This is a genomic window from Streptomyces sp. NPDC054786 (assembly GCF_053611685.1).
Map to the genome: position 1 here is coordinate 18,663 of NZ_JBSHAW010000063.1, position 18,775 is coordinate 37,437.

Sequence of the window (18,775 nt, forward strand, 5' to 3'; positions counted from 1 at the left end):
ACGAGAGGGCCCCGGCAGACAGCTGCCGGGGCCCTCTTGTGTCCGTAGCGCTTCCCCGCACGCCGCGCGCGCGAGGGCCGGGGTCATTCGTGCGGGGACCAGTAAGCGACCAGGCGTCCGACGCCGTGCTCGAGGGACTTCCAGGTGCCGTTGAAGGCGAGCACGGCCAGCGAGGCCGTCGGGAAGCCGCTGCGGTTCATCCGCGGCAGCAGATCGCCCTCGGCGTCGCCGGAGAGCGCGTCGGCGAGGGCGTGCACGCCGGGGTTGTGCCCGACCAGCATCAGGTCGGTCACGTCGTCCGAGGTCTCGTTCAGCAGCGCGATGAGCTCGCCCAGGGAAGCTTCGTAGATCCGCTCCTCGTAGACGGTCTTGGGTCGCTGCGGGAGCTCATGGACGGCGAGCTTCCATGTCTCACGGGTGCGCGCTGACGTCGAGCACAGGGTCAGATCGGGGGTGATCCCGGCTCCGGCCAGCCAGCGGCCGGCGACCGGGGCATCCTTGCGGCCGCGCTCGGCGAGCGGACGCTCATGATCGCTGGTCTCCGACCATTCGGCCTTGGCGTGTCGGAGAAGGACAATCCGGCGGGGTGTATCGGCGCTCATGCGTCCCAGCTTCGCACGAAAGGCAGCGCGGGGCTCGGGGTGTTGAAGTGCTCCCCCTGCGGGGTGAGGCGCGGGCGCGGGCGGGCATCAGGCACCGCCGCGCACGATCGTGGCCAGCAGTTCCAGCAGCGGGGCCAGGCCCTGCGGGGCACCCGCGGCCCTCGCCTCGGCGGGGCTCGCGACGAGCATCAGCAGGGCCGCGAAGGAGACCACCGGCAGGGCCAGCGCCCACCACGGCAGCCGCATCCGCAGGCGGGAGGCCTTGGCTGCGGGTGACCGGCTGGACGCGGCGGACATGGGGATCGCCTCCGTGGCGCATCGAAGGGCCGCGCGGCCGCGGGCTGCGGCGCGCCCACCGCTGCGTGCGGTGCACTTCGAAGCTACGGATGTCCGGCGGCCGTTCCTATCCGGGTAGCCACCCACTTCCCCCTGACGCAGGCCCCCTAGGGGACGGTGGGGCCACCCCCACCCCGTCCCCGCCGGGGCTCGGCCGGGACAGCGCGCCTAGGGCGCGGCGATACTCGCGATGATCGCGACGACGACGGTCACGCCGAGCATGACGCCCAGGACCAGGAGCAGCTTCTTCTGGCCGCCCTGCGGATTCGGTTCGAGCACTGGCATGCGCCCAGTGTCGCACTCAGGCCTCGTCCTCGATCCGGCGGTCCCGGCCGGCCAGCACACCCACCGCGATCTGCGGCACCATCAGCCCGGCCATCAGGGCGATCGGCAGCCCCCAGCCGCCGCTGTGCTGGTAGAGCGTGCCGACCAGCAGCGGTCCGGGAATGGAGATCAGATAGCCGACGCTCTGCGCGAAGGCCGAGAGCTTGACGACCCCGGCGGAGCTGGTCGAGCGCATCCCGATCATCGTCAGGGCCAGCGGAAAGGCGCAGTTGGAGATGCCCATCAGCAGCGCCCAGGCCCAGGCGCCGGCGGCCGGTGCCAGCCACAGCCCGGCGTAGCCGGCCAGGCCGCAGAGGCCGAGCAGCACCGCGAGCGGACCCTGATGCCGCATCCGGGACGCCAGCCGCGGCAGGACGAAGGAGAGCGGGACGCCCATCGCCATGGTGACCGCCAGCAGCACCCCCGCGGTGCCCGCCGAGACCCCGGCGTCGCGGAAGATCTGCGGCATCCAGCCCATCGTGATGTACGCGGCGGTGGCCTGCAGGCCGAAGAAGACGGCCAGCGCCCAGGCCGTGGGTGACGAGGTGATCCGTACGGGGGTTTCCGCGGTGCGGGCCGCGGCGCCCGTGGCCGGTCCGGCGGCGGCCCTGCGCTGCCGGACCACCACGAGCCAGGGCAGTACGGCGACCGCGGCGAGCGCCGCCCACACCGACAGACCGGTCCGCCAACTGCCGCCCAGCGCATCGGTCATGGGCACGGTGAGGGCCGCGGCGAGCGAGGTGCCCAGGGCCAGCGCCATGGAGTAGAGCCCGGTCATCGGGCCGACCCGGTCGGCGAACCAGCTCTTGATGACGACCGGCATCAGGACGTTGCTGACCGCGATACCGGCCAGGGCGAGCGCGCTGGCGGCGAGAAAGCCGCCGATGCCGCCGGCGTACGGGCGCACCGCGACACCCACGGTGATCGCGACCATCCCGGCGCAGACGACCGCCCCGGGCCCGAAGCGCCTGGCCAGGCGGGGTGCGGCGATGCCGAAGGCGGCGAAGCAGAGCGCGGGGACGGAGGTCAGCAAGCCGGCGACGGTGCCGCTCATGCCGAGGCCGTCCCGGACCTCCTCCAGGAGCGCGCCGAGGCTGGTGATGGCCGGGCGGAGGTTGAGCGCGGCGAGGACGAGACCGGCGATCACGATCCGCGGCAGCCAGCGGCCGGCCGGCCCGGTTGCCGGGAGTGCCTGCGGGGCTTCCCCAAGGCCCGGCTGCGGCTGTCCGGCGCCGTGGGCGGGCCGGTCGGCGGGGGTCGGGAGGGGCTCGGCGGCGGGGCCGATGGTCGCGAGGTCGTCGTCTGCCATAGACGCCATCATAGAATCATGGGATGAATGCTTGTCCAGTCGATGTCGATACGCTCTGCTGTCCCGGCCGGCACCGGGAACCGGAGCGGTCCTCCGGGCGCCGCACCGCCGCCGTCCGTCGTCCCCTGCACCCCGGAGCGCAGCCATGCCTCTGACCTCGCCCCGCCGGTCCGCGCTGGCCGACCAGGTGATCGCGCAGCTGCGCGCCCAGATCACGTCCGGCGAGTGGCCGGTGGGCTCCCGCATCCCGACCGAGCCGGCGCTCGTCGAGCAGCTCGGGGTGGCCCGCAACACCGTCCGCGAGGCCGTACGGGCGCTGGCCCACAACGGGCTGCTGGACATCCGGCAGGGCTCGGGCACCTACGTGGTGGCGACCAGCGAGCTGGCCGGGGTGATGAACCGCCGGTTCGCGGCGGCCGAGCCCGGACACGTCGCCGAACTGCGCAGCGCCCTGGAGGCATCGGCGGCCCGGCTCGCCGCCGAGCGTCGCACCGCGCAGGACCTGCGGCAGATCGACGCCCTCCTGGAGCGGCGCGAGCGGGCCTGGGAGTCCGGTGCGGCGGAGGTCTTCGTGGAGGCGGACGCGACCTTGCACATGGCGATCGTGGCGGCCTCGCACAACGAGGTGCTGGCCGAGATCTACGCCGACCTCGGGGGCGTGCTGCGCGACTTCCTGCGGGCCGATGTGGGCGAGGAGCTGCGGCCCGAGGTGCACATGGACCATGCCCGGCTGGTGGAGGCGATCCGTGCGGGCGACGGCGACCGGGCCGCCGCCGAGGCGAGTGCCCACCCCTTCGGCTGCCGGGCCGTCCTCCCGCAGCGCGGCTGACGCACGGACCACCTCACCCCGGCGGGTGGCACGGTCCGCACACGCGTACTGCCCGCCCCGGCGGACCGGGACGGGCAGGAGCAGGCGCTGTGGGCGTCAGGCGCCCATCATGTGCACACCGCCGTCGACGTGCACGATCTCGCCGGTGGTCCGCGGGAAGAAGTCGGACAGCATGCCGACGACACCACGGCCGGCCGGCTCCGGGTCGGCCAGGTCCCAGCCGATCGGGGCACGGCGGTTCCACACGTCCGCCAGCTCCTCGAAGCCGGGGATGGACTTGGCGGCCATCGACTTGATGGGGCCGGCCGAGACCAGGTTGCAGCGGATGTTCTTCGCGCCCAGGTCACGCGCCAGGTAGCGGTTGGTGCTCTCCAGCGCCGCCTTGGCCACGCCCATCCAGTCGTACTTCGGCCAGGCGACCTGCGCGTCGAAGGTGAGACCGACGACCGCGCCACCGTGCTCCATGAGCGGCAGGCAGGCCATGGTCAGCGACTTGTACGAGTACGCCGAGACCTGCACCGCGGTGCCCACGTCCGACCACTCCGCCTCCAGGAAGTTGAAGGCGCCCTGCGGGCCGAAGGCGATGGAGTGCACGATGCCGTCGAGGCGGGCGCCCTCGCCCTGGTGCTCGCGGATCTTGTCGGCCAGCCCGTCCAGGTGCTCCTGGTTGGTGACGTCCAGCTCGATGACCGGGGCGGGCTTGGGCAGCCGCTTGGCGATCCGCTCCACGAGCGAGAGCCGGCCGAAGCCGGTCAGGATGACCTCGGCGCCCTCGTTCTGCGCGACCTTGGCCGCCTGGAAGGCGATCGACGACTCGGTCAGCACACCCGTGACCAGGATGCGCTTGCCTGCAAGGATTCCACTCATGCTGATCAGTGACCCATGCCCAATCCGCCGTCGACAGGAATGACGGCTCCGGTGATGTAAGCGGCCTCGTCGGAAGCCAGGAAGCGGACCGAGGCGGCGATCTCCTCGGGCTGCGCATACCGCGCGAGCGGCACCTGCTTGACGATGCTCTCCCGCTGCTCGTCGGTGAGCACGCGGGTCATGTCGGTGTCGACGAAGCCGGGAGCGACGACGTTGACGGTGATGTTGCGGCTGCCGAGCTCCCGGGCGAGCGAGCGGGCGAAGCCCACCAGGCCGGCCTTGGACGCGGCGTAGTTCGCCTGGCCCGCGGCGCCCGTCAGGCCCACCACGGACGAGATCAGCACGACCCGGCCCTTGCGGGCCCGCAGCATCGCCCGGTTGGCGCGCTTGACCACCCGGAACGTGCCGGTGAGGTTGGTCTCCAGGACCGAGGTGAAGTCCTCCTCGGACATCCGCATCAGCAGCTGGTCACGGGTGACGCCGGCGTTGGCCACCAGCACCTCGACCGGACCGTGCTTCTCCTCGATCTCCTTGTACGCCTGCTCGACCTGCTCGTTGTCCGTGATGTCGCACTTCACGGCCAAAAACCCCGCGGGCGGCTCGCCCGAGCGGTAGGTGATGGCGACCTTGTCGCCTGACTCGGCGAAGGCACGGGCAATGGCGAGGCCAATGCCGCGGTTACCTCCGGTGACCAGAACCGAGCGGCTCAAGAGATCACCCTTTCCGTTTCCTGTCCGTCCTGCGTTCGATACGAAACTATCGGTCACGGGGCGCTTAGGTGGAATCCAGCACGGACAGGCACGCGCGCCGGTCACTGTGGGATCTCCACAGAACCACCGCCGGAGCCCGCGCCCCGGCGGCCCCCACAGGCCGTGTCGCACCGGCACCCGGCACACCGCGCCACCGTGGCCGACTCTCGCGCCGCACACCGCCGCACCCTGGGCCGCGGGCGCGCGGCAGGGCATGATGCAGGCGCCGACCACGGGAGGACTCCTTGCCTGCACCCCATGCCGTTGACGAAACATTCCTGGCGCTGCCGCTGCGTGCGCTGGCCGATGCGGCGCTGGCCCGCGCCCGCGCGCTGGGCGCGGGCCATGCGGACTTCCGCCTGGAGCGGATCCGCAGCGCGTCCTGGCGGCTGCGGGACGCCCGTACGTCCGGGACCTCGGACACCACCGACCTCGGGTACGCGGTCCGGGTGGTGCACGGCGGGGCCTGGGGCTTTGCCTCCGGGGTGGACCTGACGATGGACGCGGCGGCGCGGGTGGCCTCGCAGGCGGTGGCGATGGCCAAGCTGTCGGCGAAGGTGATCGCGGCCGCGGGCTCCGACGAGCTGATCGAGCTGGCGGCGGAACCCGCGCACCCGGACCGCACCTGGGTCTCCTCCTACGAGATCAACCCGTTCGATGTGGCGGACGCCGAGAAGAGCGGACTGCTCGCGGAGTGGAGCGCGCGGCTGCTGGCCGCCGAGGGCGTGGCCCATGCGGACGCCGCGCTGATGACCGTCCAGGAGAACAAGTTCTACGCCGACAGTGCGGGCACCAGCACCACCCAGCAGCGGGTGCGGCTGCATCCGCAGCTGACGGCGGTCGCGGTGGACCCGGCGACCGGCGACTTCGACTCGATGCGCACCCTCGCCCCGCCGGTCGGGCGCGGCTGGGAGTACCTCACCGGCGACCACTACGACTGGGACGGCGAGCTGGCCCGCATCCCGGAGCACCTCGCCGAGAAGATGCGCGCGCCGGCCATCGAGGCCGGCACGTACGACCTGGTGGTGGATCCGTCCAATCTGTGGCTGACGATCCACGAGTCCATCGGCCACGCGACCGAGCTGGACCGGGCGCTGGGCTACGAGGCGGCGTACGCGGGCACCTCGTTCGCCACCTTCGACCAGCTCGGGAAGCTGGCCTACGGCTCCGAGATCATGAACGTCACGGGCGACCGGACCGCCGAACACGGGCTCGCCACGATCGGCTACGACGACGAGGGGGTGGCCGCCCAGTCCTGGGACCTGATCAAGGACGGCACCCTGGTCGGCTATCAACTCGACCGTAGAATCGCCAAGTTGACCGGCTTCCCGCGCTCCAATGGATGCGCGTACGCGGACTCACCGGGCCATGTGCCGGTCCAGCGGATGGCGAACGTCTCGCTGCAGCCGGCGGCGGACGGGCCGTCCACGGAGGAGCTGATCTCGGGGGTGGAGCGCGGCATCTATGTCGTCGGCGACCGGTCCTGGTCGATCGATATGCAGCGGTACAACTTCCAGTTCACAGAACAGCGGGCATATACGATCCGGAACGGACGCCTTTGCGGGCAGGTTCGGGATGTTGCCTATCAGGGAACTACCCCCGACTTCTGGGGTTCCATGGAGGCAGTCGGAGGACCACAGACGTACGTCCTGGGAGGGGCTTTCAACTGCGGAAAGGCTCAACCTGGGCAGGTCGCCGCGGTATCCCACGGTTGTCCCTCAGCACTGTTTCGGAACGTGAACATCCTGAACACTGCGAAGGAGTCGGGGCGATCTTGAGGTTCGTCGTCTCGGGGTCCGAAGTCTGCACCAGGTCTACACGGGATCACGCCGAGCCCCCTAGACGCGCAACCCAGGCAGCCAGCAGCGGCCCACCCCTTACCTCGATGCCCCAGGCCGCCATTTGGCTTGATGGCGAACCGCCTCAGGAGAATCACGCAGCTACTTGCCGAAGGTGACACGGGGATTGTCGAGCAGCCCGGTGTGGGTCGCTGCGGTGATGATCAGCGCCAGGATGAGGAACCCGGCGAACGGCTGGTCACTGTTGGCGGGATGCAGGGCCATCGCTCCGCCGAGCAGGCCGAGTTCGCCAGCGATGTAAGCGAGGGGTACCCACGGCTTGACGACACCCTTAACGGCGGCGACGACGAAGGGTACGGCAGCGGCGAAGCCCATGGTGATGATCGGCACCAGAATCCACACGATCTTGGCCAGAGCGCTGTTGAACATGCGGGGTCGACCAATGGGTTGCCCGGTGAGATAGGGATTGGGCTGGTAAGGGTTGTTGGAGCTCATGAGTCCCCCTATGAGGTGTGGTTGGCGGGAGCGTAGCGATGGGCAGTCGCAGCGCGAGGCGGTGCGACCGGCTTGTGACGTGGATACATTCATCTGCACCACCACAGCCGCCCACCCTGAGCCCCGGGTCACCGTGAGTGGGGTACCAGCACAAGACGGACGCGCTAGAAGGCCCCGCCCAGATCGGAGCGGGGCCTTCGCCTTCAGTCGTGAAGGCGCCACAGGTCGTAGCGCATGATGCACTCAGCCTGTTCGTCATAATCTGGCCGATCTGGGTGCACCTTCATGGTGACCTTCTTGACGATCATCTCGGCACCGTAAAGGTCGACCGAGTCACCGCAGCTGAGAACGGGGAGCTGCCCGTGGACGTAGCGGTCAGAGACGGGGGTTCCATTCGAGCTGTGAATATAGAACTCAGTCCGGTGCTTCACCGGCTGGTCGAACTCACCATGGGCCATGTCATTCCCCTTCCAGGGAGTTGGGCCCCGCGCCTCAACACAGGATAGGGCACCACTCAGACATGCGCTGCACCTCCACTAGCACCAGCTAGTTGGCGCAGCCATAAACAGCATCGATATCAGCCGCCAGGTCACTTACCTGGGTGTACTGATAGCCGTCACCGTCATGCGTCCGAGGCTCGGAACATCATCCGCCGAACAAGACCTAAGCGACGTCGCCCCAGTCGTCGATGTCGTCCTCACTAGGCGTCAACTGAGGTGGGACGATGAGCCCCTTGAAGGGCTCCAGCTTCAGCCCCAGGCGGTTGTTCATGGTCCGGGCACCCCGCTCCATTTATCCTGATAAGTTGCTCAACGCCGAGCGACCGCTCTCTCGTGGCCGGGCCGACGGCTGGTGTCACGGATCGCAATGTCCTCACGCCGGATTCATGGCGCTGCCATGCTTCGTTGCATCGACGAGCCACACAGGGGGAGAGTCGCCATGTCACCTCAGGAATCTGCTCTGAAGCCGCCTAAACCGCCGAGGGGAGCATCGATCTCCCTCGAAGGCGACGACACCTTGAGCGTCAACGGCTGGCAGACCCCTGCGAAGGGGGCAACTGTTCAGACCGTGGACGGCACCGGTAAGCGGATCACCGTGACGCGACTGTTCGCCACAGGTCTATTCGCACTGGCACTGAAGAAGAAGACCGGCAGCCTGTCCGTTGTCGCCTGCGGAGCGAACGGAGACAGCGCGACGGTCAAGGTACCCGCGAAGAAGGCGCAGGATCTGATGGCCTGGGCCGTCGCATTCAACGCATGGTCCGAAGCGACTGGCTGACAGTCAGGTTCTCGCCTGGTTGCCAGCTGATTCGTGGGCCCGACGAGCAACTCGCCATGCAGGAGCTCATTTAGACGGGACCGCTGCCCAGGTCACCAGGGGGCAGAGCTATGCGCTCTCTACTTCGCTCATCAACATGCGAAGGGTGAGAGAGTGCTTCTCGGGTGGCAGTGCGTCTAGTGCTCCCCGTGCGTACTGAACGCCGCCCGTCTTGTCACCCGCCTTTGCGATCATCAGCCCTCGATGCATCTCCAGGTGCGTGGCGAATCGTGGCAAGGTGGCCGGCAGTTCGAGCCGCGCGGCTTCCTGGGCTTTAACGGCTCCGCGCTCGTCACCCAATCGAGCCAGAAGCAAGCTCAGGAATACGTTCATGCGCCACCACGGAACCGCGTAGTCCGAGGTCTGTTCGTACGAGGCTGCCTTGTCGAACACGCGCCTGCCTTGGGCCGTCAAAGCGCGTGCAGACTCCATGTCGCCTCGGATGGCCGCCGCATGCGCCTTGCCCATGATCGCGTTGAGTAGACCTAGCGACGGCTTGTCACTGATTGCCATCGCCTGATCGGCGAGCACATCCGCTACGCCGAGAGCAGCCCCCTCGTAGCCGAGGGCGATCGCGGCGCGCCCCCGGACCCACACGCGCGAGTCCAGATCTCCGGACTCGTCTGCTGCGTCTGCGGCCATCCGGTACCAGTTGACTGCCTTTGCACCGTCGCTGCCGGGGAAGGTCTTGGCATACAAGGTCATCAACCGAGCAGCGACGGCCCAGAGTCGCTGGGTGTCCAACTGTTGTTGTACGACAACGAGTTCACCGGACACCCGGCGTTGAATGTCTCCGGCGCCCATCGACATGTAGTCGGTGCCATAGGTGGCCAACTTGCCTTCCCAGTCGTCCACAGACGGCCCACCAGAGAGCCGAGCGGCGAACCCGGTAGTCAACAAGTCGGACGCCACCACAGGAGCTATCGCCGTGGCGGCGGTGCTGAAGAGAAACTTTCGTCGGTCCACTTCACCCTCAAGGACGGCCAGGGGGACATCTAGGACGGCTGACAGACATCGCAAATAGAAGGAACCAGGCTGGTTCTTGTTGCACTCCCAGCGGCTTACGTACTCACGCGTCAGGGCGGTGCCGAACGCTTGGTTGACCTCTTGAGCCAACCGTCCTTGGCTCCATCCTCGCGCTTCCCTCAGGTCCTTAATCAAGTCGCCGATGGTCATACGGCCATCTTGCCCCTAGGAACGCCCCTACAGGGCCCAACTATTCCGGTCACAGCGGCACTTGCCCCTAGGTATGCCACTAGCCGCCCCACACTCTCAGTCACATGGTGATTACCGCCAGAAACGCTGAGTAGCCATGTTGATGGGCTGGTGCATCTATGAACACACGCAGCGACCGACCCGGAGAGCCCGAGGGACCTCCGGCTGTGGGCACACTCCTGCACGACAGCCGCAAGGGCAAGGTAGGCGAGTTCCGCGGCGCTGTTGGGGGAATGTGGCAGCTCCGCCCGCCTGGTGGCGGCAAGGAGTGGGATGCGGACCCCGCAATGGTGGGGATGGCGAGTACCGCCGATCACATTCGCGCCCTGGCGTTAGAACACAATGCCCGATGCCGGAGCACCCGCCCATGAGCATCATCAGGGGCTACCGCACCCGAAAGGCGTACCAGCGAACCGCAGCCTTACGAGCCGTATTGCTGGCTCGACACGACGCCGAGAGCGGCACAAACGTACGCGCCGCGATCTTCGGTGATGCCGAGGAAGTACCGCCGACGGGTGCAGGCGACAGGTTCCGTGATTGGCGCACTGTGAGGCTCAGCCGCCTTCGTTTGGTGATGCGTCGGGGCCGGCGTCGGCTCGGCCGGTCGTTCACCGCCCGGAAAGGGCGGGCACAGCTTGCCGCGCTGGACCGGTTCGAGGCAGACCCCCAGTACGCGGCAGCTCTGGCACGGCTCCGAGCCGAAAGGGGCAAGCGGTGACCGACGCAAGAGGTTCGACGCGGGCCTACTGGTGCGAGGTCATCGCCGAGGGACCAGCGAACGGCGAGTGGGTTCCGATCACGCTCGGAACGTGCCAGACGATCTCGCCGAAACTGGCGCTCCGGTGGCTCCGCGGACAGGCTCGCCGCATCGCGGACGGGCTTGATCCGTGCCCCGGATCGGCATGGATCAAAGGACGCGTGCTAGTGCACGTTCCTCCCAAGCTCCCTGATACGCCAATTGAGTTACGGCGTTGGTGCGCTGACGCCGAGTGGCAGCACACCGCGCAACAGCAGATCCGCGACGGTATCCCCCTCACGTTCACGGCGGCCGACCACACCGGGCGCTATTCGCTGACCGTCTGGCCCGTGAATGTTCCAGTTCCCGCGTTGTCCCGTACCCACGGACAGCCCGCAGGCACCCGCCCTGAACACGCGCGCCACAGGAAGGCCCGGCGCAAGTCGGGGTGGCTGGTTCTCGGAAGGCTGTTGGCCGACCCGCTCACACGCTGATCAGTCTTCTCCCTCCCCTGCTGTCAGCCCGCTCGGGAGGGGGATTTAGCCCCCGCCACCATCTAGCCAACGGAACAGACGTGACAGACGCACCGTCATACGACCGCACAGACCCGCACCGCACGGGGCGCGCGTTGGTGAACTTTGACCTTGCCCGGCTCGGCCTCGGTGAGGTCTGGACGACCAGGGAAGAGAACGGCCTTCGGATGGGGTCTCGAACTCTTCCCGAGGGTGCCGGCTGGTGCCGTGCTGTGGGAGCTCCCGAGGAAGCATGGCCAGCAGGCGCAGACCTGTGCGTCCTCGTGGAATGGTTTCCCGACGTTGCGTTTCGCCGCAACTACCACTCAGGCAGTTTGCCGAGCGGGGCAGAGGAGCACTGGCGGGACCGTTTGGCCGCAACGGTCGCAGCGCTCGAATGGCTCGGGTACCTAGCCGAACAGACGGGCCCGCCCCGGACCCCACATCACCACTCGCGTGCCGAACTGGTCGTCTACCAGATGACACCGGGTGTTTCCGCCGTAGGTCAGCCCGCCGACGCGTGGAAGGGGGCAGCCCCGTCCCGCCCCAACTTCATTGACGGATACCTCTACCACCAGGCGCCCATGTCGCACATTGAGCGCGTCCTAGAAGATGCACAGCTCACCGGCAAGCAGAGGTACGGACAGCCCCCATCGCCCGAGGAGTTCGGTTCCTGCATCGTGCGTTCGGTCACCGAAACGCTGTGGCCTGTGGGCGCGGAACTGTGCGCGCTGGTGGAGTGGCGACCCGCTCCGGAATTCCGCCCCTCGCCCGACACCGGAGAAATTCCGCCGCCTGGTGCCGCAGACCACTGGGACGAGTGCACCGCTCGCGTTGTTGGGGCTCTGGTGAAAAAGGGCTACCAGGTGCGGCGACGTGAGCGTCCCTGGTCTCTCGCACTGGACGACAGTGCCGATCTTCTCGTCTACCGCGGAGAGCGGCCCGATGACTTCCGCCATCGGTGGGGACTTCCCGAGGGCGCCGGTACCCATCACGGCCGGTAGCCCACCCGATGACGGGTGCCCGAACCGCTGTGACGGACGGACGGGCAACCCCATAGAGCACCCACCAACCCTTCGAGGAGTGAGCACGATGATGCCCGCTGCCCAAAACCCCCTGAAGTTCGCGTGGCTGGAGGTGACGGGGTTCTGTAACGAGAGCTGCGATCACTGCTACGCCGATTCGTCCCCGCAGGGAACCCACGGGACCATGACCGTTGAAAACTGGATGCGCACCATTGACCAGTTAGCAGAGATGGGCGCGGCAGATGTGCAGTTCATCGGCGGGGAACCGACCCTCTACCCCCACCTGCACGAGCTGATCGCCTACGCCCACGCGGCGGGGCTTGCAATCGAGGTGTTCTCGAACCTCACCCACATTCGGGATCACCTGTGGGACGTGTTCACAAAGTGCGGAGTCAAGCTCGCAACGTCCTACTACTCCGACAGCCCGCAGGATCACGACGCGGTCACCAACCTTCGGGGCTCCCACCGGCGCACACGCAGGAACATCGAGAAGGCGCTCAACCTGGGCGTCCCACTCCGCGGCGGTGTGGTCTCGGTGAACGGACGACAGCGTGTGCACGAAGCAGCGGAAGACCTGACAGCCCTCGGGGTACAGCAAGTGGGCGGGGACCGGACTCGGGCGTTCGGACGAGCCAGCAAGGGCGCGGCGCCCACTATCGCCGACCTGTGCGGGCACTGCGGTCACGAGAAGTGTGCCATCGGGCCGAACGGTGACGTGTGGCCGTGCGTGTTGGGGCGATTCCTGACGGCCGGCAACGTGCTGGAGACGCCGCTTTCCGAAATCTGGAGCGGGGCGCGGATGGTCGAAGTACTAGCGGACATCACCGCGGTTCACGGAGAGGGCGCGCAGTCGTGTACACCGCCGCAGTTCCTGCCCATGTGCGGCCCATGTGGGCCGTGTCCTCCGTCGGTGGGTCACTGCGACCCGAGGGAAGCTGGCACGTCCTCAGAGGCGGCTACGATCGCCGCACCCGCGTAACCCAAAGACCGCAGGAGCGCACAAATGGATGACCACGGTGACGACTTCGGCAGGTGGTTTCAGGAGGGGCAGACAGGAGTTCAGCGGTCCGAGGAACAGTGGCTGACCATCGCTCGATACGTACGGCACGCAGCGAACAAGGTGGCTCCCGGCCTCCCTCTGTGTCTGCCAGGTGAGCCCCAGGAGTGCGGCCGGAGCGCGCAGCAGCACGTGTTGGCGTGGTCTGCTTACCTCAAGGCTGCTGCTCAACACCTCATCGAGGAAGCGGCTCCGTCAGAGGCACGGGCGGCGCACGTCGCCGGTCCACTGTTCCGAAGGCGACTGGCCGAGTTGCGTGGGCAAGCCGCCACACAGCACACGCACAAGTGATCAAAGAGAGCCCCTGTCTCGCGGCAGGGGCTTTCTTCCGTCCGGTTGCTGTCCGGACGCGTCTACTCAGCGCTTGGCCGTCTCCGTGGACGTCCGAGGGCGGTTCTACCGGCGCCCAGCGATCTGGGATCTCGAACCATGGCGCAACTGGGCGCATCCCCCTAGCCGGGCGGCCGGTCTCTGCCTCCACCACCCCGTAGATCGCTCGATAAGCTCCGCGCCCAGGTCGACACCAAGTCATCACCAGACCCCGCACAGTCCGGTTTGAGCCGGTATGAACAGGGATTGAGGGTAGACCATGATGAGCCGCCTGACCTGCACAGATGCCCGTCAGAGGGGTGTGCCCTCCAGCTCTCCGGTGAACTTCCAGTTCACCCAGCAGCGGGCCTACGTCATCCGGAACGGGCGCCTGTGCGGGCAGGTCCGGGACCTTGCCTACCAGGGCACCACCCCCGACTTCTGGGGCTCCATGGCGGGGGTCGGCGGACCCCGGACCTATGTCCTCGGCGGCGCGTTCAACTGCGGAAAGGCGCAACCCGGACAGGTTGCCGCGGTGTCCCACGGCTGCCCCTCGGCGCTGTTCCGGAACGTGAACATCCTGAACACCTCGGCCGAGTCGGGGCGCGCCTGAGGTGAATTCCCGCAGACGCCCAAGGTCTGCACATGGTCAACACGCCGGAAGCTCATCGGCGTGCAGTCCGGATGCCCCTCATGTCCCTGCGCCACCGGCAGCATCGCGCCGACTGGAAATGGCCGCCTGCGCAATCATGGAGAGTGTCAGGGTCCGCTCGGCATCGACGACGAGCCATCCCTTCTCCAGCAGCGACTGAAGCCGCGACCGGACTTCGTCGCCCAGCTCGTCGGCCAGCTCTTCATCCGTCGGAGAGTCGCCCGCTCGGAGGTGTGCGGCGACGTGGAGGACGACCGCTTCCTCCTCCGCCGTGATGTTGAAGTCCATGAGACGACCGTACGGGCGTGACGTGGAGTTGAGCGCATACCGGTGGCCCGACACTCGCCCTGATCCGTTACCGGCACGCGTCACCATCCCCCGCCGGCCAACCTCTTGTGCCGCTGCATCAAGAGCGGGGCAGGGGTGCCGAGATGGGCAGGCGTCGTTGACGGTGGAGTCGGTGTTTTGCCGCCCGCTGTCATGGGTGACAGATGAGGTCTCACCCCGATTGCCCGCGTCCGTCCCGTGGTCCGAAGGCTTCGAGAGCGTCTGCGTCGGTTGCGCGTGCCTGCAGGAAGTAGTCGGCCCACTCCGCGATTTCGGGGTAGGAGGAGTCCTCGCTGACCTGGGTGACAGCGGCTTCGATGTCGAAATCGGTGCTGCGCAGTTCGACGCCGGGCCGAGGACGGCCCAGTGGGCCCCGCTTCGTCCGTAGGGCATGCCCACGCTGCCGGGGTTGATCACGAGTCGGCCGTGGACGAGGCGGACGAACGGCATGTGGGTATGGCCGCAGACCACGGTACGGACGTCGGCGTCGAGTCCGCTGAGCACCTCCTCCCAGCGATCGAGGCGTGAGTCGACCAGTACGACCTCTTCGTCATCCCGGGGGGTGGCGTGGCAGAACAGCACCGTGCCCAGCCCGCGCACCGGCAGGGAGAGCGACTGCGGCAGTCGGCCGAGGAGGTCGAGATGGTCCTCGCGGAGCTGTTCAGCAGCCCAGGGGGCGATCGGATCGGGGATCGAGTCGCGCCGGCCGCGGCGGTACTCCAGAAGTTCGCGGTCGGCGTTCCCACTGATCCAGACGACCCGGTCGCCGAGGCCGGTCAGCAGGTCGAGAACCTGGTCCGGTTGCGGGCCTGCGGTGATGTCGCCGGTGAGCACGATGCGGTCGGCGGCGCTCACCTCGGGTTCGGCGAGCACAGCTTCCACGGCCGGCAGAACTCCGTGGATGTCGGACAGTACTGCTACTCGATTCAGCATGGCTGCCATTGTGGTGGCAGGGTACGAATCGGCCTCTCGGATCCGGGCACGTAGCGGTCGACCGGGAGGCGATGACCGGCAACGCCCAACCCGGCATCAAAGGCTCAGAACCCCTGCCTCGGCCCAGGCGCCCTTGGCGGAATCCGCCGGTGCCGTGTAGACCGCTCGATAAGCTCTGCTCCCGGGTCGAGACCATGTCGCCGCCCCACCCCGCACAGTCCGCTTTCCACCAGGAGGCCGGTCGATGAGCACGCGTACGCCGCGCAGGAACAGACCGCACGAGATCGTCGAGCGGGCCCTGGAGCTCTCCCGTGCCGACGGCTGTGTGGTCATCGCCGATGAGCACTCCAGCGCCAATCTGCGCTGGGCGGGCAATGCGCTCACCACCAATGGCGTCACCCGCGGCCGTACCCTCACGGTCGTGGCGACCGTGAACGGCGGCCAGGGCACCGCGTCCGGCGTCGTCACGCGCTCCGCGGTGACCGCGGACGACCTGGAGCCGTTGGTGCGTGCCGCCGAGGCGGCCGCCCGGGACGCCGGGCCCGCCGAGGACGCGCAGCCGCTGGTCGGGGGCGAAAAGGTGTCCGCCGACTTCACCGAGGCGCCCGCCGAGACCTCTTCTGAGGTGTTCGCGGCGTTCGCGCCGGCCCTGGGCGAGTCCTTCCAGCAGGCCCGGGCCGGCGGCCGGGAGCTGTACGGCTTCGCCCACCACGGCATCGTCTCGTCGTACCTGGGCACCTCGTCCGGGCTGCGGCTGCGGCACGACCAGCCCACCGGGTCGCTGGAGCTGAACGCCAAGTCTCCGGACCGCACCCGCTCGGCCTGGACCGGTCGCGCGACCCGCGACTTCACCGATGTCGATCCGCGGGAGCTGGACGCCGAGCTGAGCCGGCGGCTGGGCTGGGCCGGGCGGCGGATCGAGCTGCCCGCCGGGCGGTACGACACCCTGCTGCCGCCGACCGCCGTCGCCGACCTGCTCGTCTACCAGATGTGGTCCTCCGGGGCCCGGGACGCCGCCGAGGGCCGGACGGTCTTCTCCAGGCCGGCCGACGGCAACGGCTCGGCGGCGGGCACCCGGCTGGGCGAGCGGCTCAGCGAGCTGCCGCTGACGCTGCGCAGCGACCCTTGGGCGGCCGGTCTGGAGTGCGCTCCGTTCGTCCTGGCGCACTCCTCCGGCGACGATGCCTCGGTCTTCGACAACGGGCTGCCGCTGACCGCCACCGAGTGGATGCGCGAGGGGGTGCTGAACCGGCTGCCGACCACCCGGCACAGCGCCGGGCTGACCGGCCTCCCGGTGGCGCCGGGCATCGACAACCTCCTCCTGGAGGGCGGGGGTTCGCGCTCGCTGGACGAGATGGTGGCGGCGGCCGGCCATGACGGTCCCACCCTGCTGCTGACCTGCCTGTGGTACATCCGCGAGGTGGACCCGGCGACACTGCTGCTGACCGGTCTGACCCGGGACGGTGTCTACCTGGTCGAGCAGGGCGAGGTGGTCGGCGAGGTGAACAACTTCCGGTTCAACGAGTCTCCGGTGGATCTGCTGTCCCGGGCGGTGGAGGCGGGCCGTACGGAGCGCACCCTGCCGCGCGAGTGGGGCGACTACTTCACCCGTGCCGCGATGCCGGCCCTGCGCGTCCCGGACTTCAACATGAGTTCGGTCAGCCGCGGAGTGTGAGGCCGTGAGGTACGCCCGGCCGGTGGTGGCGGGGCGGCCGGGGCGACGAGCGGCGGGCGGACGGCGCGGGAGTGTCCTGCGGGCCTAATAGACTGTCCGCTTGTCCTCCCGTTTGGGAACCACGATCGATCAGGAACGCCATGACACGCCTCGGCGAATCCGTCGCCCGCGCCACCACCCTGCTCTCCGCCGACCTCTCCTCGGACGCCACGGTCCAGGAGCTGCTCAAGGAGACGGGCGCCCGGCGCTATCTCGATCTGACGGACCTGCCCGCCAAGGAGCAGGCCGAGCTGATCGCGGCCCGTACGGTCGAGGTCCTGCCGGGCGTGGAGAAGCTGGCCGAGCGGATCGAGGAGCGCCGGGCGGCCGGCACGGGTCTGCACATCAAGCTGGGCATCGACCCGACGGCGACCGATATGCACCTCGGGCACGCCGTGCCGCTGATCGTCCTGAGCCGGTTCCAGCGGCTGGGCCACGACGTCACGCTGATCATCGGTGACTTCACCGCCAAGATCGGCGACCCGTCGGGCCGTACGGCCGAGCGCCCGCCGCTGACCGATGAGGACATCGCGCACAACCTCGCCACGTACCGCGAACAGGTGCGGCCCTTCTTCGACTTCGAAAAGGTCCGCTTCCGGCAGAACAGCGAGTGGCTGGCGCCGTACACCTTCCCGGAGCTGCTCACGCTGCTCGCCCAGGTGCCGGCCTCCCAGCTGCTGCAGCGCGAGGACTTCCGCAACCGTCTGGCGGCCGGCTCCGGGCTGACCATGACGGAGCTGCTGTACCCCATCGCGCAGGGCCTGGACTCGGTGGCGCTGGAGTGCGATGTGGAGCTGGGCGGCTCCGACCAGCTGCTCAATCTGCAGATGGGCCGCAAGCTGATGGAGCTGCGCGGGCAGCGGCCACAGCTGGTGGTGACGATGCCGCTGATCGAGGGCACGGACGGCACCGGCGCCAAGATGTCCAAGTCCAAGGGCAATTACGTCGGGCTGAGCGCGCCCGCCGACGATGTCTTCGGCAAGATCATGTCGGTGCCGGACCGGCTGATGGAGCCGTACCTGAAGGCCTGGACGGAGTGGACGGACGAGGAGATCGCACTCGTCCTGGGCCGGATCGCGGACCGCTCGCTGCACCCGATGGACCTCAAGAAGGTCCTCGCGGGCGAGGTCGTGGCCGCGCTGTACGGCCTGGAGGCGGCGATGGCGGGGCGGGCCGGTTTCGTCGCGCAGTTCTCCAAGAAGTCGTTCTCCGATGTGGAGTCGCTCCCGGTCGTCGAGGTCGCCGCGCACGGTGCGGAGACGGTGGCGACGGTGCTGACCAAGGTCCTGGAGTTCACGCCGAGCGCCTCCGCGGCGCGGCGGCTGGCCAAGCAGAATGCGCTGCGGCTGGTCGTGGAGGGCGAGGACGGGCAGCAGACCGTGGTGCTGGCGGAGGCCGATTCGGTCCGGCCGCTGGGCGAGGTGCTGGCCGAGAAGCTGGCGGACACGGCCGGGGTCGCGTACCTCAAGGCCGGACGGAAGCTGGCCCAGCTCGAAGGCCGCTGATACGGCAGAGGTACGGGCGGCCGGTGCGCAGCGATGCGCGCCGGCCGCCCGTGTCATGTGCGTCTAGGTGTGCTGTCCCGGCACGTTGGTGACGGGTGACACGCCATGGCTGGTGCTTGAAAAGGGTGAGGGCCTTCTGGGATCGGTGTGGATTGCGACATCT

17 protein-coding genes and 2 pseudogenes are annotated in these 18,775 nt (G+C 68.5%); 8 read left to right on the forward strand and 11 right to left on the reverse strand.

Going from position 1 to position 18,775, the window contains the following annotated elements; genetic code table 11:
* Positions 1–83: 83 nt before the first annotated feature.
* From ACWGI6_RS35285 to ACWGI6_RS35300, 4 genes are all read right to left on the reverse strand, one after another.
* Entirely contained in the window at positions 84–602 is a 519-nt protein-coding gene (locus ACWGI6_RS35285; RefSeq protein WP_453271281.1) for a SixA phosphatase family protein, read from the reverse strand.
* An 87-nt stretch (positions 603–689) separates the two neighbouring features.
* Positions 690–899, reverse strand: a complete 210-nt coding sequence (locus tag ACWGI6_RS35290; RefSeq protein WP_453271282.1) for a hypothetical protein — start codon at positions 897–899, stop codon at positions 690–692.
* A gap of 207 nt (positions 900–1,106) precedes the next feature.
* Positions 1,107–1,223 carry an SGM_5486 family transporter-associated protein gene (locus ACWGI6_RS35295; protein WP_393910421.1) on the reverse strand — a complete coding sequence of 39 codons (117 nt, stop codon included), beginning with the start codon at positions 1,221–1,223 and terminating at the stop codon, positions 1,107–1,109.
* A 16-nt stretch (positions 1,224–1,239) separates the two neighbouring features.
* Positions 1,240–2,571, reverse strand: coding sequence for a CynX/NimT family MFS transporter (locus ACWGI6_RS35300; RefSeq protein WP_453271283.1), 1,332 nt, complete (start codon positions 2,569–2,571; stop codon positions 1,240–1,242).
* Between the two features lie 145 nt (positions 2,572–2,716).
* On the opposite strand from ACWGI6_RS35300, the gene ACWGI6_RS35305 reads away from it, so the two are divergent.
* Complete coding sequence (locus ACWGI6_RS35305; RefSeq protein WP_453271284.1) at positions 2,717–3,400, forward strand: FadR/GntR family transcriptional regulator; 684 nt, start codon at positions 2,717–2,719, stop codon at positions 3,398–3,400.
* Between the two features lie 96 nt (positions 3,401–3,496).
* Here the strand turns inward: ACWGI6_RS35305 and fabI are convergent, their stop codons facing one another.
* A complete protein-coding gene (fabI, locus tag ACWGI6_RS35310; protein WP_453271285.1) occupies positions 3,497–4,267 on the reverse strand; it encodes an enoyl-ACP reductase FabI in 771 nt (256 codons plus the stop codon).
* Positions 4,268–4,272: 5 nt separating this feature from the next.
* Complete coding sequence (gene fabG / locus ACWGI6_RS35315) at positions 4,273–4,977, reverse strand: 3-oxoacyl-[acyl-carrier-protein] reductase (protein ID WP_393910424.1); 705 nt, start codon at positions 4,975–4,977, stop codon at positions 4,273–4,275.
* A gap of 284 nt (positions 4,978–5,261) precedes the next feature.
* On the opposite strand from fabG, the gene ACWGI6_RS35320 reads away from it, so the two are divergent.
* Positions 5,262–6,794, forward strand: a complete 1,533-nt coding sequence (locus ACWGI6_RS35320) for a TldD/PmbA family protein (RefSeq protein WP_453271286.1) — start codon at positions 5,262–5,264, stop codon at positions 6,792–6,794.
* Between the two features lie 162 nt (positions 6,795–6,956).
* Here ACWGI6_RS35320 and ACWGI6_RS35325 read toward each other — a convergent pair whose 3' ends face one another.
* Together ACWGI6_RS35325 and ACWGI6_RS35330 are read right to left on the reverse strand one after the other, a co-directional pair.
* Positions 6,957–7,310, reverse strand: a complete 354-nt coding sequence (locus tag ACWGI6_RS35325) for a hypothetical protein (protein WP_453271287.1) — start codon at positions 7,308–7,310, stop codon at positions 6,957–6,959.
* 203 nt (positions 7,311–7,513) lie between these two features.
* Positions 7,514–7,768, reverse strand: a complete 255-nt coding sequence (locus ACWGI6_RS35330; protein WP_453271288.1) for a hypothetical protein — start codon at positions 7,766–7,768, stop codon at positions 7,514–7,516.
* 481 nt (positions 7,769–8,249) lie between these two features.
* On the opposite strand from ACWGI6_RS35330, the gene ACWGI6_RS35335 reads away from it, so the two are divergent.
* Positions 8,250–8,588, forward strand: coding sequence for a hypothetical protein (locus ACWGI6_RS35335; RefSeq protein ID WP_453271289.1), 339 nt, complete (start codon positions 8,250–8,252; stop codon positions 8,586–8,588).
* A gap of 108 nt (positions 8,589–8,696) precedes the next feature.
* Here the strand turns inward: ACWGI6_RS35335 and ACWGI6_RS35340 are convergent, their stop codons facing one another.
* Positions 8,697–9,803, reverse strand: coding sequence for a helix-turn-helix domain-containing protein (locus ACWGI6_RS35340; protein ID WP_453271290.1), 1,107 nt, complete (start codon positions 9,801–9,803; stop codon positions 8,697–8,699).
* A gap of 1,406 nt (positions 9,804–11,209) precedes the next feature.
* On the opposite strand from ACWGI6_RS35340, the gene ACWGI6_RS35345 reads away from it, so the two are divergent.
* The 3 genes and pseudogenes from ACWGI6_RS35345 to ACWGI6_RS35355 form a co-directional block, all read left to right on the forward strand.
* Positions 11,210–12,094 carry a hypothetical protein gene (locus ACWGI6_RS35345; RefSeq protein WP_453271291.1) on the forward strand — a complete coding sequence of 295 codons (885 nt, stop codon included), beginning with the start codon at positions 11,210–11,212 and terminating at the stop codon, positions 12,092–12,094.
* A gap of 88 nt (positions 12,095–12,182) precedes the next feature.
* Complete coding sequence (locus ACWGI6_RS35350; RefSeq protein WP_453271297.1) at positions 12,183–13,094, forward strand: radical SAM protein; 912 nt, start codon at positions 12,183–12,185, stop codon at positions 13,092–13,094.
* Positions 13,095–13,824: 730 nt separating this feature from the next.
* Positions 13,825–14,094, forward strand: a pseudogene (locus tag ACWGI6_RS35355) (metallopeptidase TldD-related protein); the annotation flags it as partial.
* Positions 14,095–14,172: 78 nt separating this feature from the next.
* Here the strand turns inward: ACWGI6_RS35355 and ACWGI6_RS35360 are convergent.
* Both ACWGI6_RS35360 and ACWGI6_RS35365 read right to left on the reverse strand, forming a co-directional pair.
* Positions 14,173–14,421, reverse strand: a complete 249-nt coding sequence (locus ACWGI6_RS35360; protein ID WP_453271292.1) for a hypothetical protein — start codon at positions 14,419–14,421, stop codon at positions 14,173–14,175.
* A gap of 211 nt (positions 14,422–14,632) precedes the next feature.
* Positions 14,633–15,393 (reverse strand): annotated as a pseudogene (locus ACWGI6_RS35365) (metallophosphoesterase family protein).
* Between the two features lie 244 nt (positions 15,394–15,637).
* On the opposite strand from ACWGI6_RS35365, the gene ACWGI6_RS35370 reads away from it, so the two are divergent.
* Together ACWGI6_RS35370 and tyrS are read left to right on the forward strand one after the other, a co-directional pair.
* Positions 15,638–17,068, forward strand: a complete 1,431-nt coding sequence (locus ACWGI6_RS35370; protein ID WP_453271293.1) for a metallopeptidase TldD-related protein — start codon at positions 15,638–15,640, stop codon at positions 17,066–17,068.
* Between the two features lie 140 nt (positions 17,069–17,208).
* Positions 17,209–18,612, forward strand: coding sequence for a tyrosine--tRNA ligase (gene tyrS, locus ACWGI6_RS35375; RefSeq protein ID WP_453271294.1), 1,404 nt, complete (start codon positions 17,209–17,211; stop codon positions 18,610–18,612).
* Positions 18,613–18,775 lie beyond the last annotated feature (163 nt).